The sequence below is a fragment of the Mucilaginibacter sp. P5_A6 genome, from assembly GCF_056400585.1.
The window spans coordinates 218,391-237,776 of the sequence record NZ_JBFUKZ010000004.1 but is presented as its reverse complement, the minus strand read 5'-3'; the positions used below and the strand labels follow the sequence as shown (position 1 = coordinate 237,776).

Sequence of the window (19,386 nt, the reverse complement as noted above, 5' to 3'; positions counted from 1 at the left end):
ATAAACCTGAACATTTCAAAGTGTAAATATGCCCGGGAGCTTTTATGAAAAAGAAGTTAGGAATAAAGGATATCGCAAACCAATTAAACATTTCTAAAACTACGGTTTCATTTATCCTGAACGGGAAGGCGAAAGAATATGGGATTACTCCTGATTTAGAAAATAAAGTCCTGAATTATGTAAAGAATGTTGGTTATATACCAAATAAAATAGCCCAGGGATTCAGGGCGGGAAAAACCAAAATTCTGGGTATGATGATTGAGGATATTTCTGATCCCTTTTTTTCATCTATTGCAAGAGCAACCGAGGAGCATGCATACAACAAAGGATATCAGATCATTTATGGAAGCACAGAAAATGACACCAGGAAAGCTAAGGATTTAATACTGGCTTTTAAAAACCATGGTGTTGATGGTTTTATTATCGCGCCGGCACCGGGTATTGAATCCGCTGTCAGCGAATTATTGGAAGAAGGTTTTCCTATCGTTATATTCGATCGCCCGCTCGGGAATATTAATGCAGATACTGTTCTGGTAAACAATTTTTTTGCAAGCTTTTCGGGAGTAAAGCATTTGGTGCAGGAAGGTTATCAAAATATTGCATTAATAACATTGGTATCCGAGCAATTTCAAATGATTGAACGGCAAAATGGATACCTAAAAGCAATAACTGATTTAAAACAATCGCCAATAATTAAAAAAATAAGGTATCATAGCCAGAGGGAGCAAAGCATAGTTGAAATTGAAAATTTCCTGAAAGAGAACAACGCTATCGACGCGCTTTACTTTTCAACAAACTATATCGCCGAAAACGGACTGGAAGCGATCAGGAATCTTGGCCTCCGAATTCCGCAAGATGTGGCTGTAATTGTATTTGATGATAGCAGGCTGTTTAAATTACATTCGCCGCCTGTTACTGCCATATCCCAACCAATTACAGCAATCGCCAGCCATTTGGTCGCTTTGATGCTCGCGATTCTTACCCGCACCAACGATGATGAGAGTAGCCCGGAAACAGTTATTCTGGATGCTGAACTTATTATCCGGGCATCATCACAAGCAAGATAATAGCCAGTTTATTACAAAAAAACCGGGAAATTAATTCCCGGATTTTAAAATGAACACTACCTTGTTTTTCTTTTTGCAACAGCTTTTTAATAATGCTGGAAAAAGGGCTATAGTAAATTAATATTATTAAGAAGTTTCCCATTCCCAAACCGATAGCTGATAGATATCTCATGGGTGGCATTGTTAAAGCCCCCCAGGTTGGCCGATGAGGTCCCTAACTGGTAGCTGTAACCTATATGAAAAGCATTCATATTTAATGTAAGAATCCCCGCCATCGTTTTATCGGTACGGTAGTTGATACCAAGCCCCAGGGTCTCTTTTATATACATTGTACCAGATATATCCGCAACAAGCGGTACTCCTTTTGCATAGGCAACCAATGTTGCCGGTTTAAATTTGATATCCTCGCTGATATTGGTCAGCAATGCCCCCGAAAAGTAATAATGGCTCCTGAAATTGGAACTGTTTTGAATAGATGCGGTACCCAAACTGGTTATGGTAAGCTCGGGCGCCGAGATGCCCAGGTAGTACCAGCCGGTATAATAGATTACGCCAAATCCAATATTGGGTTTGGTTCCCCTTACATCATTCCTGAAGGTTGGATCGTTGGAATCCAATGTAGAATAATTGGCTGCATAACTCCGTACACCCGCATTGAGCGACACGGCTAAATAGCTCTCTGAATTTAACTGTACCCCTTTTGCAAAATAGGCATTTACTTCGGTTTGATGTTCAATGGCCAACTGGTTATTAAATACGATCAGTCCTGCTGCACCATCAATCGATTCGATGGGCAGGTTCCCGTTGATGAGGTAGGTTACCGGCGCCCCGTCTATCCCTACCCATTGTTTGCGCGCCAGGGTATGAATTGAGCCTGCTTTATCCAAAAGGGAATAGGCCGGGTTAAACGGTGTTAAGTTATCCATGTACTGGGTATAACTAAAGGCTTGCTGCTGCGCAACAGCGCCGTTGCCTGTTACTATAAGTAACAGGCACAGGCTTAATGCAACAAGCAGGGGTTTCTTGTTATTATAAATTTTATTCATATCCCGGGTCATGCCGTGCTATTAGTATTTAATGATGATGAAACCGGTTTTATGTTTATTTTCTTCACCCTTCTTATATTCCAGCGTGTAAAAATAGGTGCCCGGCTGTTGCATGGCACCGCCTATGCTGGAATGCCCGTCGAATACTTTCGAGCTGTTATCATAGCCATTCGCTTCAAATATTTTAACACCACTGCGGTTCATGATCGTTAATTTATTATCCGGGTAGGCTGTTAAGCCGTCTATGATCAGCACATCATTAATACCATCCCCGTTTGGAGAAAGGCCCTGGTGTACTATAATTCCTTCATTGCTGATATCGCGCTGCGGCGGAGCTACGGCCAGCGGGGCGCTCTTTAACGACATGGAGCCTGTAGAAGGTTCTGTTCCGTAAATGAGCTGGCCTTTATAATAAACCGTAATGTGGCTATTCTCCTTCATCACATCTTTGGCCAGGTACGAGTAATCATTCAGCTCATTAAAGTTCGACCAGTCTGCTTTGACAATACGGTACTGGATATTGCCCGATGAACTTAAAGGATAAAGGGTACCGGCTGAGGAATTTACCGCAAGTTCAAAATAGGTATCGGCCCCGGTAAGCGAAGTACTTAACGGTACAAAATTACCGCTGATGTTACCGCTGCCTTTTTTAGCATAATCTATCCAGTAGTTCAGGCTTTGTGTGCCGTCTTTGGTAAACCAATAACGGGCAGTAATGTCGCCAAAAGCTACCGGTACATTCCCGGTATTGTTAATGGCCAGGTAGGTGCTGATGGTATTGCCGCTGGTACCGGTGTTTTGATTCTGGTAAAACACGTTCAGGCTGGTAAGCGGGGTAGCAGCAGTTGGCTCGGTTCCCCATATCAGCATCCCGTTGCGGTAAAGCGTGATATGGTTATTACCAGCATAGCTGCTGGTATTGCTTTGATGGGAATAGTCATCCGCCTCGTTCAACAATCCCCAGTCCTGGTTGGCAAACCTGGATTGTATTTGCCCGGTATTGCTGTTAGCGCCCAGGTTCCCTGTTGCAGTGAAACTATATTCCACATAACCCAGGGCGCCATTCCGGGGCTGATCCAACGGAACATATTTCATTTTTACATTGCTGTTCCCCAGCTGGGCGTAATCAATCCAGGTATTGATGCCGGCATAATTCTCTGCAGTGAACCAGTAACGCATGGTTAACTCGCTATAGGCTACGCCAACAGAATCGGCATTCACTACCTTCACAAATGGGCGGGCGATGTTATTGGTCAATTGCCCGGTATCCCCATCCTGGTACTGTACCTGCAGGTTAAGCGGAATAACGGTAAAGGTTTGGCTAAGCGTCGTATCTTTATAAGTTGCATTACCCGCCTGGCTGGCAGTGATAACAGTTGTTCCGGTTCCCACAATATGAACCAGTCCGTTGGTTACCGTTGCAACGTTTGCATTACTGCTGCCAAAGCTTACCGGCAGACCCGATGAAGCAGTTGCGGAAATACTAAAATCAGCATCGCCTGGTCTTTTAGCAGGCAGGGCGTTGAAAGTAATAGTTTGAGCCAGTTTGTTTACTGTAAGGCTTTGACTTACCGAACTTGCAGGAAGATAGGTGGCATTCCCGGCTTGTGAAGCGGTAATAATAGTGGTACCTGCTCCTTTGATGTGAATTTTCCCGTTTAAGATGGCTGCAACTGTCGTATCGGAGCTTGCGTAAGACACCAATAGGGCTGAGCTTGCAGTGGCACCTGCATCAAAATCGGCGTCGATAACAGTTTTGGGGGTTAAAGTATTGAAAGCTATAGTTTGAGCCAGTTTGCTTACAGTAAGGTTTTGGCTTACCGAACTTGCCGGAAGATAAGTAGCATTGCCGGCTTGTGAAGCGGTAATAACAGTGGTACCTGCTCCTTTGATGTGAATTTTCCCGCTTAAGATAGCTGCAACTGTTGTATCAGAACTTGCGTAAGAGATCAATAGGCCTGAACTTACTGCCGCACCCGCATAGAAATCAGTATCGATAACGGTTTTAGAGCTTAACGTATTAAAAGTTATCGTTTGATCTTTTTTAACTATGGTTAAAGTCTGGTTCATGGATGTTGCCGCTTTATAAGCAGTATTTCCGGCCTGGGAAGCGGTAATGACAGCCGTTCCTGCTGCTTTAATATGGACATTCCCGTTAACAACAGCTGCAATTGTAGTGTCTGAACTGGCGTATGTTAGTGGAAGGCCCGAAGATGCTGTGGCAGGAGGTGCAAAATCTGCATCACCCATTGCCTTCTGCGTCATAAGGTTAAAGGTAATTGTTTGATCGCTAAGAAGATCGGCAGCAATTTCTGTAGCGCTTAATGCCCTGCTGTAAATCTTAAACGCGTCAATTGAGCCTTTAAGCATAGGATCACCTGAAAATTGCGATTTGCCTAAATAATTAAAACTTGTAGTTCCCAGGGCCGATGGCTTGATACTGATAGCTGTGGTGGACGCTACAGCTGCGCCGTTGATATATAAAGTACAAGTACTGCCCGACCTTGTTACTGCCAGGTTTGTCCAGGTATTGAGCGGGAAGGTATAATTAAAATTCAAGTTCTGTTCGGCAGCAGACCCGTTTTTAATTGCATAACGGATAGTTGATTTTCCGCTTACCACGGCTGCCTGAGCTGTTAAGAACATATACTGAGTAGTGCTTTGCCCAAAATCAAATACACGCATCCAGGTAGTAATAGCGTCCATTCTTACCCACGTAGAAATGGTAAAATCATTTAGCGTACTCATAATGCCCGATGGAAGCGTTGTATAAGCATTGGCCGTTCCATCCAACAGGAGCGATTGGCCGTACTTGCCGGTACCATGGCTGGCTGTAGCCGCCAGTGTAGCATGTTTTGCACCCCAGGCGTCGACCCCTTTGGTGCCGCTTTGCTCATCAAATTTATAATAATCATTCTGGCCAATATTGGGTTTCGCAATTACTTCTATGCTGTTTGGGCTTTCAACAGTACTGTCAATTGATGTAACCACGTAAAAATAGGTGCTTCCGTTAGTCACGTTCGCATCGGTATATTGTGTAGTACTAACATTTCCAAGGGTGGTATAAGGCCCTCCGGAAGTAGTGGAACGTTTAACTTTATAGCTGAAGTTTGATATGGGCCCCCATTCAATAATGTTTTTAGCATCTCCCGCTGCAACCAGGATTCCGCTAACTATGTTGCTTTGAACGGTTAAAGCAAGAGCTGCGGTATCCGCAGTGCTTCCGTTTGATGCAGTTAGGGTAACAGAAAAAACTCCGGTTTGGGTTGGAGCGCCCGAAATTACTCCCGTATTTGTATTAATATTCAACCCGGCAGGAAGCCCGCTTGCCGAAAAACTATTGGGCGATTTGATTGCCCCGATAGTATAATTAAAAGACTTTCCGACTACAACAGTGTCGGTTAATGAACTGGTGATGGTAACGGGCAAAGTACGGTCATCCAGTAACTGAACATCGTTGCCCGTTCCTCCCTGATAGGTTATCCGGAAACTATAACCGCCCACGGTAACTAACGACAATTCCGGCAAATCTTTAAAAGTTCCGGCAATGGCGGTGCTGCCTGTATTATTAATAATGGTATAAGAAGTGCCCGATGGTAATGTGCCGGCAATGCCGGTTACAGATAATTTAGGATTATTGACCAGGCTCACACTGGTAGCTGTTATCTTATCTCCCGCAGCACTTCCCAAATCAATTTCGGCATTGTAGGTAGCATCAGACTTTAATGTTAAGGCTCCGGTTATCAGCGAACCGATTGCCTGGTTTCCGGGCTCAAGTATCGCGCCTGTTCCGCTTCCGGTTCCGATAGTAACTGATCCTGAACCTTTACCGGTTCCGCCGAATGAACCGGCTGTAACCGTAAGCGCGCTGTTAAATACGCCGGATGACGGGTCGTTATTCAGCAAGAATTTTCCGCCATTGATGGTTGTGGTGCCGCTATATGAATTATTGCCGCTAAAAATAAGTACGCCCGAGCCTACCTTTTCAACGTTCATTGAGCCCGACATGACGCCTCCAAAATTTGTACTAAGGTTTAATGCCCCAATGCTGATGGTAGGACTGCCCCCCGCATCTGTTCGGATTGCCCCCCTGCCGGAAAGTGCGCCAAAACTGATGGTACCGGTAGCGAACAGTATGCCCTGGCAGTCGTTTCCGTTGGCATCCAGGTTCCAGTAAGCTTTTGCACTACCCGATTCTGGTACTTCAAAACGCACCCGGTTGTTACCGCTACGTAATTTGGATACAAAAGTACCAGTAAAGTTGCTGTTATCGCCAAAAAGGTGTAAGCCAGCATAAACGTTCCCATCCTGTACAATGGTGCCGCTGCCCAAAAGCTTGCCCCGCAGGTTTATCGCATTACTGGTTTGATAAAAATAACTGGTTTTACCGGCAGCTATTTCAAAGTCGTTATAAAAGGTTGCATCGCCATTTGCAGAGAACAATGCTCCGCCATTCATAATGATCTTACCCGTGCCCAGCGGACCGGATGTTGGAGCCGAAGGCGTTCCGGTACCAGCGCCCGAAACCTCCATACCATATACAGGAGGCCAGCTTTGCCCGTTACCGTTTAGTGTGGTGGTGCCGGTGTAAGTATTGTTTCCTGATATATAAAGATATCCTATACCATTTTTAAGCAAACTTCCGTTTCCGCTTATCCCTCCGGTGAGGGATACCGTACCGCTGGTTACGTTGTTTACATTGAGTAAAGTATCCAGTACAACAGGTGTACTCAGGGTATGAGAGGTTGTGGCATTGTTAACCAGGTCATTCTTTAAATGAAGTGTATCGCCAGACATGGTATAACTGTTTGCGCCCGCATTAAATTGCATCCGCGCAACCGCCAGCCCTTTAATGTCATTAGTCAAAATAGTATCGGCCGATGCATTGAACATTATAATGGCCGGGCTTGCCGGTATAGCATTTTCTACCCAGTTGGAAGCCAGCTTTAGTGAATCGGTTTCGGTCGTCGGTTTCCAGGTATAAGAACCAGACCCGGGAACCCCGAATGCCTCGATGGAATTCGTGCTTTCTTTGGTTTGCCCAACGGACGAAACCACGTAATAGTAAGGGCTTCCGTTGCTTACATTCACATCGGCGTAACTGGTACCCGGTACATTGGCTACGGTTGTATAAGGGCCGCCACTAACGGTGCTTCTTTTTACATTATAGGTTGCTGCCCCCGAGGCGGTGGTCCAGCTCAAATCAATTTCTTTGTTTTTATTAACCACAGTGGGTTGTGCAGGGGCCGCAGGCGGAACTGAAGCAACGACCTCGTTGGAGTTACCACTTTCCAGATTCCCGGTAAGGGCCGTAATAATATAATAGTTATTTACTTCGGGCACAGGAGAAGCATCAGTAAAGCTGGTACCGCTAACCCCTGCCTGGATTGTTGTATATGCACCTCCGGGGCTTAGCGAACGTTTTACCGAATAACCGGAAGCGTTGGCCGAAGCTGCCCAGGTCAATTTAATTTGCGTAGCGTTAACCACCGATGCCGCGGCCGAAGCAGGCGCTGCGGGCGTTTGGTTATTGATAACGTTGAGGATGAGAGTTGCCGTACCTGTGCCGCTGGCATTGGTAGCTGCTATGGCAACTTCGCTTTGCCCTAAAGCAGTAGGTGTGCCGGAAATAATACCGGTAGCCGCATCAAGGCTAAGCCCAGCTGGCAAGCCGCTGGCACTATAAGAAGATGGATTAGCACCGGCGGTAATATTATAACTGAAAGGTGTGCTAATAGTAGCTGTGGCTGTGGTAGCACTGCTGATATCCGGAGAGCCGGCCGGCGCAGTTCGACTATAAGCTACATTGCTGAACGTGGCAGTATTGAGTGCCGAAGCATTACCAGAGATGGTATAAAACCCGGCATACAGATCGGTTGGGAAACCTGTTGCAGAATACCAGCAACTAAGATTGGTCCAGTTAATACCGTCCTGCGAATGGTAGGCGAATATACGCGTACCTACGCGTTCGATTTTTAACCACCAGGGGGCTTTGGGCTGCCAATGATTGCCGATACCGCCTGTAGCGTTGAGAAAAATATCCCAAAATGCGGAACCAGCAGCCAGCGATTGACGTAACATGACGCCGCAGCCGCCGGTATTGAGCGACATGCTGTTAACTTTTACGACCAGGCCAGCATTGCCGCTGATCTTTTTAAAATTGAAGCTGAAGGCATTACTGGTAGAAGTTCCGGCAGAATTAACTGTCCAGACCCCGTTATTCAACGAAGCGCTGCCTGCCAGCCCGGTATTACCGATATCCAGATTGGTTACGTTACTCACCGCCTGTACGTTATCGGTAGGGTAAACAACCGGCGTTAAAGGTGTGGCATGCGAGGTATCGGAAGATTTTAAATACAAAAACGAAAAACCATCTTCGCCTGCCAGCGCACGTATTTGCTCGGTATATGGTGTTGGGATGCCTTTACGGAGTGCATATGCTCCCTTGATGATATTGTTAAACGGATGCCTGTGAACAAATCCGGGAGGGATTCCCCAATTGGTCCAATAGCTGGCATAGGCTCCGTATGGTATAAAAGATAAGGTACCGGCAGGCGACTGACTATACTGATTATATAATTCGCCGATTTTAAACAAACGATTATCAAATTCTGCAAACAGGTCAACCCCTTGTTTCCAGGCTACTTCGGCACTCCACCCAAGCGCCTGGATCTGCTCAAACCAGTGGTCATCACGACCGGAGTCGCCTACTTCGCCGTTAGGTAAGCTATTCCGCAACCCGCCGCCTGCATCCATACGGTATACCTCAAGGGCTTGCTGCCATAAAACAGGATCTTTTAAATAGGCTGATATACCAATTGCTATTGCAGTTTGAAGAGCCCCTTTATTAGCATCCCTTGTAGGGTAAGGCGACCAGGAAGTTGGAAATAAAACATTACGGAAATAATTATTGACATGGGTATCGTTAGCCGCTGTCCATCCAGGGAAGGTGCTTCTTAAAATATCGGCCCCGGCAACAAAATAAGCTACCCGGTCGCCAATATCGAGCATATTTTCTCCGCCACCCCAGGTAGTATTGGTAACCGCCCATGCATCCAGCATATTGGTAGCTTTACGGGCGTATGTGGAGTCGCCTGTAAAAACATACATGAACGCCAGGTTATGAATAGCGATCATATCATCCAGCCATGCCGGATTGTTTAAATTGGGTGCACGGGTTACCGTAGCAAAAGGCCCTCTCATTCCATAGCTCAATTGCGAATGCGAATCTCCTTTGAGGGAGTTATATCCCGTAAGCCAGGGCTCCGTATTCATATTGGCCTTAAGTTGAGCCAGGTCAGCATGAGTAAAGGGAACGCCGGGATTTACAAAGGTCTGTGCCCGGGTTACTTTACTTGTGGTTATGAGGCAAGCAAAAATAAGCAGGAAAAGAAATAAACTTTTTTTTCTTTTCCGGGGTGTGAGATAGGTACAAAGGTTCATAAATAGTGAATAATTAGTTTAAACTTTGATTATTATGGATTGGCTAAAAAAATACATGTATAAGAACATCGCCATCGTAAGATGATTTGATGGCGCAATTAAAATAGGTCAGTCGTAAACAGCAGGTGTGTATGTATATAGAAAACAGCGTTTTTGTGCCTTGTAGTTATTCATTTTATAACTATTCAGGCAAAAGCAAGTACTACTTTCCACAGGTCATCAAATAGACAGGCAATGGCATTTATTATACTCAAATAATTTAAAATATTTTTAGCGGGAAACCTGCTATAGGTCATTTGTGAAGTAATTCGTTGTAAATCAGTTGGTTGTGCGTTGTTTGGAGGGAAGGGAGTAATTTTGTATGTCGCTTATTTACAGCGAATTGTAAACAGTAAAAAAGAGGCATACCAGAGCTGAACCTGGATTTGCATCTTATTATCTACCAGGTATCTCCGACATGACCAATATGCCGGGGCATTTTTATAAAGATCGTAAAAACCAAAACTGCATGGTATTGTTAACATGTTTCAATAATTGAATTAGCCTTATTAATCACAACAATCAAAATCAACAACAATGAGTAAAATTACAGTAAAAGACGGCACTGAAATTTATTACAAGGACTGGGGGACCGGACAACCGCTTTTTTTTCATCACGGCTGGCCTTTATCAGGCGATGACTGGGATGCACAGATGATGTTTTTCCTTGGACAGGGTTTTAGGGTTATCGCCCATGATCGCCGGGGGCATGGAAGATCGGGTCAAACTGCCGACGGACACGATATGGATACCTATGCAGCCGATGTGGCCGAGCTTACCCAGGCCCTTGATTTAAAAGACGCTGTGCACATTGGCCATTCTACAGGTGGTGGCGAAGTTATCCGTTATGTTGCAAAGCATGGAAAAGGCCGTGTAGCCAAAGCTGTGCTGATCAGCGCGGTTACGCCAATCATGGTACAGACAGAAAACAATCCTGACGGAATTCCAATATCTATATTTGATGAGATCCGCGAAGGCACTGCAACACACAGGCCGCAATATTTCCAGGATTTTACCATGCCTTTTTACGGATTTAACCGTGAGGGAGCCAAAATATCGCAGGGAATCAGGGATAACTGGTGGCGCCAGGGAATGATGGGCGGAATAAAAGCGCATTATGACTGTATTAAGGCTTTTTCGGAAACAGATTTTACAGAAGACCTTAAAAGCGTGGATGTTCCTGTACTTGTTATGCACGGCGAGGATGACCAGATTGTTCCATTTGCACTTACGGCAGTAAAGGCTGTAAAGCTTGTAAAAAACGGAAAGCTTATTTCATATCCTGGTTTCCCCCACGGAATGCCAACAACAGAAGCTGCAACCATCAATAAAGATCTTTTGGCTTTTATCAAATCATAAATAAAAAAGATAATTTTTCGAATTAGGTTTAAAAATATAAAGCCTTGAAAATTAATATTTCAAGGCTTTATTTATGTTGATCTCAATCACAGCTTGTGTAACCAAAAGGTCTCGTTATATTTGTAACTCAGGGTCTCAGATAAAAAGCCACTACCTAAAACAATAGAAGCTTATATTTATGTCACAATCAGTTACTATAAACGGTAAGGTATCTTCTTTTTTTTCGGTTTTAAAACAAGCAATAAAGGGGCACGAAGTTGACCTGACCTCCATCAGTATAAAAAGAGCAATTGTTTTATTGGCTATCCCCATGATGCTGGAAATGGCCATGGAATCTGTTTTTGCGCTGGTCGACCTTTATTTTGTAGGTCATTTAGAAAACAGCAGTCATGCTATTCAAACAGTGGGATTAACCGAATCTGTATTAACCGTAATATATTCATTGGCCATAGGTTTAAGTATGGCCGCAACGGCAGTTGTTGCCCGCCGCATTGGTGAAAAAAATCCTGAAGCCGCATCAAAGGCAGGGATGCAAACCATTATAATTGCTGTGTTTATTAACCTGTCCATCAGTATTTTGGGGTTTTTACACGCCAGGGACCTGCTTTTAATTATGGGTGCATCGACAGAAACTGCAGATCATGGAACTCCATTTGTCCGCATTATGATGGGCGGTAGCATTATTATTGTGCTGTTGTTTTTAATAAATGGTATTTTCAGAGGAGCCGGTAACGCCGCCATCGCCATGCGTAGTTTGTGGATTGCTAATATGGCGAACATTATTTTATGCCCCATTTTTATCAGGGGCCTTGGCCCTATCCCGGCTTTTGGATTAACAGGAGCGGCCATAGCCACAAGCATTGGTCGCGGTTTGGGTGTTACCTACCAGGTTTACAATTTATTTAATGGCAAAAATGCTTTAAAAATCCGTATCAGCTATTTTATACCCGACTGGCAGCAGATCAAAGCGATTATTAAAATTGCGGCGCCGGGTATTTTGCAGTTTGTAATAGCCAGTTGCAGCTGGATATTTTTGGCACAATTGGTTGCTACAACAGGGGGCGATCATGGTTCTGCAGGTTACCAAACGTCACTTAGGTTAATGATGTTCTTCCTGCTGCCGGCCTGGGGTTTAAGCAATGCGGCAGCAACATTGGTTGGGCAAAATTTAGGCGCCGGGCATTTGGACAGGGCAGAGCAATCGGTATTTCAAACTATAAAATATACGGTTGTATTTTTAGGCATTGTGAGCGTATTGTTTTTAACCTGCGGACATTTATTTGCCTCTTTTTTTACAGACGATGAGGAGGTTAAAAAAGTGGCCACCCGATCGTTACAAATTTTAAGCGGCGGTTTTATTATTTACGGAGCAGGTATGGTTTTTACCAGTGCGTTTAATGGCGCCGGCGATACCTGGACACCAACTAAAATTAATGTTTTTACATTTTGGTTATTCCAGATACCCTTTGCTTATTTATTGGCCAAGTATTTTTCAATGGGGCCAACCGGCGTTTTTATTTCTATCCCTGTCGCCGAAATAGGATTGGCCATAGCAGCTTATATATTGTTTAAGCGTGGAAAATGGAAGAAAATCATGGTTTAGTGTACCATTTATTATCGCAGATCAACTAATTTTTTAACTGGTTCAACGCCGGTATTTTATAGTGTGACTTTTGATTGCAAGTTTATTAAAATACAGCCTTGACAGCCATGTTGTAATCATTTCCTTAAAGTTTAGTTAACATTAGTAGTGTAAGTTTGCGCGGACAAGTCATGGAAATTGCCGACACTACTTTACTTTCGCGTATCAGGGAAGACGATCATCCGGCCTTTGACCTGCTGTTTGAACGTTACTGGGAGCGGTCATACCGGGCAGCCCGGGCCAGGCTTGATGATGAAGCACAGGCGCAGGATCTTGTGCAGGAAATTTTTATCAAGCTTTGGCAGCGCAGGCATACTTTAGCTGTCCAAACCAGCTTAGAGCAATACTTATTAAGTGCGGTGCGCTTAAGCGTAATCAGTTATTTCAGGTCTCAAAAGGTTACTCACGTTCGCCTGCAGGATGCGATGCAGCGGGTAGAGTTGCTTGAAAATTCGATACACGACCATACGGGATACCTTGAGTTGGAGCGGACTCTTGAGCAGGCTGTTAAACACATGCCCGAGATGCTGCAAAAGGTTTACCAGTTGCGCAGCGAAAACCATTCGGTAAAAGCAATTGCCAGTGAATTGGGACTGGCCGAACAAACGGTAAAAAATTATATCTCTGAAGTATTACGGCGGCTGCGAATTGTAATTGCTAAAAAACACCCCGAACAAAGTACAGCATATTTAGCGCTGATACTTTTTGTGCTTTACAATTAATTAACAAAATGGTGATGTAAATTATAAGTACCCTGATGGCTTTTTGACGACTTAATGTTGAAAACCCACCATGGAGCTACGTAAATTTATAAAACAACTTGGTCGGTACCTCAAAGGTACCACCAATGAAACCGAAAAAGCCATAATTGAAGCCTGGTATGATTCCTACGAGGCCGAAAGCGAAAAGCAGTCTTTATCAGCTGACGAGCGTGAGCGTGTCAGGAATGCCATGCACGCAAGGATCAGCGAAAGCATAAACAAGTCCGCGCCGCCCGTATGGTTCAATTACCGCATTGCTGCAAGTGTTTTATTGTTATGCTGTTCATCTGTGCTGGTTTTTTTCCTGCATAGGCCAGCGGCTCCCGTTCATGAAACATTTACAACTTTACGGACGCGTAGCGGAGAGATTAGGCGGGTTACATTGCCAGACAGCTCCGTTATATGGCTAAACGCACAAAGCAGGATGCGTATCCCTTCCAATTTTGATAAGGCTATACGCCAGGTATATTTAGATGAAGGCGAAGCTTTTTTTGAAGTAAAACATAACACCCGTAAACCATTTCGGGTTATCACGGCTCCGTTACAGGTGCAGGTTTTAGGGACCTCATTTAATATTAACGCCTATCATAGCCTGCCTCATGTCAAAATCACAGTGGTTACCGGCAAAGTGGGGGTAAGCAAAGCAACAAAACTGCTGTCGTTCGTCACGCCGGGGCAGGAGCTCAGTTACCTGGCAGATCGCGGCACCTTTGAACAGAAAAAAGTAGACGCCAGCCAAAGCCAGAGCTGGAAAGACGGAGATACTTATTTAAACCGCGTAAAATTTGATGAGCTGTCGCTGGTTTTTAAAAACCTGTACGGTCTTACGTTAAAGGCGGGCAACAAGCGGGTACATGATTATTTATTCACCTTACGCATTAAACGTAACACACCCAGCGTAGAAGCACTGAAGCTTATCAGCGCGATACACAATGCACATTTCAGAAAGGAGGGTACTTACGTAATTATTTATTAGCCTTAAAAAAGAAACCGGTCCTGTTTCAGCAGGAGCCGGCTTTAATTTCAGCAGGTGAAGGTTTGCCGACCCCGCCCGCAATGCTTAGCAACTATTTGACCTATTACAAAGCAATCAAAAATATGAATTTCTATACACAGTTATGCAGACAGATTATGCGTATCTCATTTTTACTAATTTCCATATCAATAACCATCGGCCTGGTATCGGTACGGGCCACTGAGTTGGCAGCACAGGGGGTAAACACCCGCCTGGATATCAGCCTGGGAAACGAAGATCTTTCGACCGCTATTAAAAAGCTGGAGCAAAAGGCCAATGTTGTTTTTGCTTACGATGAAGTTTTCTTAAACCTGGCCGGTAAGCATGTCAGTCCGGCAAATTACCGGAACGAAAGCCTGAAAAACATCCTTGGTGCATTATTCAAAGGCCAGGAGATCGGGTTTAAAGAACAGGCCGGTAATATTATCCTCTTCAGGCAACTGACAGGTCGCATAAGCGGCAAGGTTACCGATGAAAACGGTCAGCCACTACCGGGAGCATCTGTAAGTATTGCGGGTACCACATCGGGAATGATGACCAATAATGATGGTAGTTATACGATTGCCATTCCGGAAGGTGCTTATACCGTGGCCGTTTCATTTGTAGGATATAAACGATTGGAAACCGCCGATGTAAAGGTTACCGGCAATCAAACCACAATATTGAATATCAGCCTGGTGCCAGGTATGCTGTTAAAAGAAGTAACCGTAAGCTACGGTAAACAGCGTATCAAAGAAGTCACCGGGTCTTTGACCCAGGTAGACGCGGCTCCGCTCCAGGATATGCCGGTGATGCAGTTTGCCCAGCAGTTGCAAGGCAAAGCGGCCGGTGTACAGATTTCGCAAAGCAGCGGTCAGCCCGGCCGCGGTGTGGAGTTTCGGATCCGGGGTGCGGCCTCGTTTTATGCCAGCAACCAGCCTCTGGTGGTGGTAGATGGCATTCCTGTTACTGGTAGCATCAACAATATGAACCCTGCCGAGATCGAAAGTTTCAGCATATTAAAGGATGCTTCGGCTACTGCGCTTTACGGTTCACGTGCGGCAAATGGTGTCGTACTGATCACCACTAAGCATGCTAAACCTGGCGATGCACAGATTGAATTTAACGCGAATTACGGTGTGCAGAAAATACCTGGCGAGCGTGTTCCGAAAATGATGGATGCACGCGGGTTTGCCCAGTATATGAACGGGAAGTTTGAAGATAGCCGCAAATATGAGCCAGGTTATACCACAGCCACCCCGGCCGATTATTTAAACCCGGAGCAATATGGCGAAGGTACCAACTGGTTTAAACTGCTTACCCGCACCGCGCCTATTCAAAGTTATGATGTTACTATCCGTAGTGCCCGCGAAAAATCAACATCAACCGTTATAGCCGGTTACCAGGAACAGCAAGGTGTTCTGATCAATACAGGCACCAAATTGTTTTCGCTGCGTATCAATCAGGACCTGTCCTTAAGCAACAATAAACTGAAAATAGGTTTTAACCTTGCACCAAGCTACCGGCTGGATCACAACAACCGTTTAACAACTGATGGAGTCGGCGGCCTCTTTGAAAGGATTTTTGAAGCCAGCCCATTAAAATCTCCTTATAATGCTGACGGTACTTATAACCGTGATACCTATTCGCCCGGTATGGTGGCTTATATTAACCCGCTGGCCCAGTTCAACCTCACCAATGATAATTATAAAACCACCCGCATTTTAGCTAACGGCTATTTAAACTATGAGTTTTTAAAGGGCCTGAGCATTAAAACCAATATAGCCGTAGACAAGGGCAGCGAAACACGCCAGTATTTCCAGTCGGGTGTGGTTACCTCAACGGCAGGCCAAGCCACCGGCACCAGCAGTTCGGCAGATAATGGATCCTATACCGCCGAGGCAAACCTGGTGTACCATAAATCTTTTGGTAATCATAATCTGGAAGCGCTTGCTGGCTACTCTGCTCAAAAATATAGCGGTACCAGTAATACACTGACCGGTTTAGGTTATCCGAGCAATGATATCCCGTATTTAAACGCAGCTACCAGCTTATCAGCCGGAGGTAGTTCCTATAGCGCATATTCACTATTGTCAAGCATCGCCCGTCTTAACTATAACTATAAAGGCAGGTACCTGCTGCAAGGCGCCATTCGCCGCGACGGCTCTTCCCGCTTTGGCGAGAATCAGCGTTATGGCAATTTCCCTTCGGTGTCAGCGGGCTGGGTAGTAAGTGATGAAAAGTTCATGGAGGGTTTCCGGTTTCTTGACCTGATGAAGATTCGCGCGAGTTATGGCGTAACCGGTAATAATTTCTTTTTGGGTAACTACGACGCGCAGGCAACCATAGGGAAATATTATTATGAATTTGGTGGCGCAGCTGTTTCAGGTCAAGCCATCAATCGTTTGGGCAACAGCGAACTTCGCTGGGAACGCAACAAACAGTTTGATCTGGGGATCGATCTTTCCTTCTTTAATAACCGGTTGAATTTTACTTACGATTATTACCATAAGATCTCTGACGGGCTTATTATGCAACGCCCCATACCAAAAGCTTCGGGTTCTACCAGTATCCTGGATAATGTAGGTGTGATTGAATTGTGGGGACACGAGTTTACGGTTAACTCTACCAATCTTACAGGTAAGTTTAAATGGACTACCAATTTAAATATTTCTTTTGACCGCAACCTGATCAAAGATATCGTTAATCCGGGTTACATCCGCAGGAACAATACCGTATCATCTGATTATTTCCGCCAGCAGGAAGGACATCACCTGGGCGAATTTTACGGCTTTGTATTTTTAGGTTTATATAAAGATGCCAATGATCTGGCCAACTCAGCAAAATACGGCAGCGCGTCAGATGTTGGCACCATTAAGGTGAAGGATATTAACAGTGACGGGGTTATTGATGATGTGAACGACCGTACCTTTATTGGCGACCCGACACCAACTTTTACAGGTGGCCTTACCAATAACTTTGTTTATAAAAACTGGGACCTGAACATCCATATGGCCTTTTCTGTAGGCGGTAAAATACTGAATGCCGCCAAGTGGGCCTATCAAAGCAATCTCGACGGTTCGCGCGTAATGCTTGCAGCGGCTGCAGACCGCTGGCGCTCGCCCGAAAATCCGGGCTCCGGCGTTTATCCCCGTACAAAAACCGGTACTACGGCAATGGGGCGCCAGGTTAATTCGCAATGGGTTGAAGACGGCTCTTACCTCACTGCAAAAAATATCTCGCTGGGCTATCGTTTCAACCTGGGCGACAAATTTTTAATGCGCAGCCTGAGAGTGTATACATCAGTACAGCAGGCTTTTGTATTCACTAAATATTCGGGTATGAACCCCGAGATCAACTTTGCAGGGCTTGATCCTACGCAGGGTATCGGTGTTGATGAAAATGCTTATCCTATACCCCGCACATTTTCATTTGGTGTTTCAGCAACTTTTAAATAACCCTCTAAAAGAACATTTTATGAAAAAGATATATATCATTTTTGCTTTTATCGCACTTACTGCACTTTCGTGTAAAAAGGACTTTATTGATCTTACACCCAAAGATTCCTATACCAGTGCTTCATTCTATAAAACTCCCGACCAGTTTAAACAAGCTGCCATCGCGGCATATGTACCATTGCAGGATGTTTTGGTGAACGATTATTTTACATCAGAAATGCGCTCGGATAATACCATTTATCAACCATATCCCAGCAATCGTGGTACCTCCTATTTATACCGTGAAAGTATTTCAAACTTCACCAATACGCCCACTAATGATTATGTGAACGCTGTTTGGCAGCATTGTTATACCGGTATTTCGCGAACCAATATTGTGATTCAGCGCCTGGCAGCGGCTGATTTTGATGCGGCAACCAAATCACCAATTGATGGACAGATGAAGTTTTTAAGGGCTTTCTACTATTTTAAATTGGTTAGGTTGTTTGGCGGTGTACCCTTGTTTTTAAAGGAAGTGACTAAGGTCGATGAAGCTTTTTTACCACGCTCAGCGGCTGATGCAGTATATAGCCAGATCATTGCCGACGCGAAGGACGCCATCAGCGAGCTGAACGCCCCTGCCAGGTTTCCACAAACGGGAGAGGCCACCAAGGGATCTGCAACGATGCTGTTGGCTGAGGTTTATGCCACCCAAAAGAAATGGGCCGATGCCGAAACCCTGCTGAACACCCTTGCCGGTATGGGCTACGGGTTGAATACCAATTATGCGGATGCGTTTACACCGATAAATAAAAACAGCAAGGAATCTATATTCGACATCCAGTTTTTGGAAGGAACCGTTTTGGGCACTACCCCAAATCCGTTGCCTTTCCATTTTATACCGCGAAGCACCAATACATCGGTTATTACGGGTATCGCGATCAACAATAGTTCAACCGGCGGCTGGAATACACCCACGCAAGACCTGATCAATGCTTATGAGCCGAATGACAAACGCCTGGACGCATCGATAGGAATTGTTGAAGGAGCTTATAATGCAAGCGACCTGTTTGTTTATTCGGCCAACAAAAGTGTGGTGGGATATGTACCTGCCGTAGGTAAAATTGGTGTCCCCTATATCAAAAAATATGAACATCCGCCGCTTATCGCAGTTACAGGCTCCAGCGATAACTTCCCTATCTACCGGTATTCTGATGCGTTGCTGCTTTTGGCCGAAGCAGAAAACGAACAAGGTAAATCGCCACTAACGGCATTAAATACAGTAAGGTCAAGGGCCGGATTACCTGAAACCGCTACTGCCGACCAGGCGTCTCTCCGCGATATCATTGCTCACGAGCGCCGGGTGGAATTAGCCTTTGAAAATCACCGGTGGAACGATCTGGTACGTACCGGCCGGGCGGTTGAGGTAATGAATACTTTTGGCACCCTGCTTAAAACACAGGTAAATTACCTTACGCCGGATACTTATAATGTAACGGCTAACAAGCTGTTATATCCAATACCACAGCCGGAAATTGATTTGAACCCGGGCGTGATGGCACAAAACCCCGGTTATTGATCCATCATCTTTTGCCATC

At 45.0% G+C, this 19,386-nt stretch carries 9 protein-coding genes; 7 read left to right on the top strand and 2 right to left on the bottom strand.

Annotation, left to right across the window (positions count from 1 at the left end; all coding sequences use genetic code 11):
* Window positions 1–44 precede the first annotated feature (44 nt).
* Window positions 45–1,067 (top strand): LacI family DNA-binding transcriptional regulator, encoded by a 1,023-nt coding sequence (locus AC1DO4_RS06545; protein ID WP_477414037.1) that lies wholly within the window; start codon window positions 45–47, stop codon window positions 1,065–1,067.
* Window positions 1,068–1,174: 107 nt separating this feature from the next.
* Here AC1DO4_RS06545 and AC1DO4_RS06540 read toward each other — a convergent pair whose 3' ends face one another.
* Both AC1DO4_RS06540 and AC1DO4_RS06535 read right to left on the bottom strand, forming a co-directional pair.
* Window positions 1,175–2,113: a PorP/SprF family type IX secretion system membrane protein gene (locus tag AC1DO4_RS06540; protein ID WP_477414035.1), complete on the bottom strand. Its 939-nt coding sequence runs from the start codon at window positions 2,111–2,113 to the stop codon at window positions 1,175–1,177.
* 21 nt (window positions 2,114–2,134) lie between these two features.
* On the bottom strand, window positions 2,135–9,388 hold the full coding sequence (locus AC1DO4_RS06535; RefSeq protein WP_477414033.1) for a cellulose binding domain-containing protein: 7,254 nt from the start codon (window positions 9,386–9,388) through the stop codon (window positions 2,135–2,137).
* A gap of 744 nt (window positions 9,389–10,132) precedes the next feature.
* Between AC1DO4_RS06535 and AC1DO4_RS06530 the strand changes: the two genes are divergently transcribed.
* The 6 genes from AC1DO4_RS06530 to AC1DO4_RS06505 all read left to right on the top strand — a co-directional run bounded on the left by AC1DO4_RS06530 (window position 10,133) and on the right by AC1DO4_RS06505 (window position 19,367).
* Window positions 10,133–10,954, top strand: coding sequence for an alpha/beta fold hydrolase (locus tag AC1DO4_RS06530; RefSeq protein WP_477414031.1), 822 nt, complete (start codon window positions 10,133–10,135; stop codon window positions 10,952–10,954).
* 178 nt (window positions 10,955–11,132) lie between these two features.
* Window positions 11,133–12,557, top strand: a complete 1,425-nt coding sequence (locus AC1DO4_RS06525; protein WP_477414029.1) for an MATE family efflux transporter — start codon at window positions 11,133–11,135, stop codon at window positions 12,555–12,557.
* 170 nt (window positions 12,558–12,727) lie between these two features.
* Window positions 12,728–13,318 (top strand): RNA polymerase sigma factor, encoded by a 591-nt coding sequence (locus tag AC1DO4_RS06520; protein ID WP_477414027.1) that lies wholly within the window; start codon window positions 12,728–12,730, stop codon window positions 13,316–13,318.
* Between the two features lie 70 nt (window positions 13,319–13,388).
* The gene (locus AC1DO4_RS06515) at window positions 13,389–14,333 is read left to right on the top strand and encodes a FecR family protein (RefSeq protein ID WP_477414025.1); all 945 of its coding nucleotides are present in this window, start codon (window positions 13,389–13,391) and stop codon (window positions 14,331–14,333) included.
* Window positions 14,334–14,488: 155 nt separating this feature from the next.
* Window positions 14,489–17,809 (top strand): SusC/RagA family TonB-linked outer membrane protein, encoded by a 3,321-nt coding sequence (locus AC1DO4_RS06510; RefSeq protein ID WP_477414023.1) that lies wholly within the window; start codon window positions 14,489–14,491, stop codon window positions 17,807–17,809.
* 19 nt (window positions 17,810–17,828) lie between these two features.
* The gene (locus AC1DO4_RS06505) at window positions 17,829–19,367 is read left to right on the top strand and encodes a RagB/SusD family nutrient uptake outer membrane protein (RefSeq protein WP_477414021.1); all 1,539 of its coding nucleotides are present in this window, start codon (window positions 17,829–17,831) and stop codon (window positions 19,365–19,367) included.
* Window positions 19,368–19,386 lie beyond the last annotated feature (19 nt).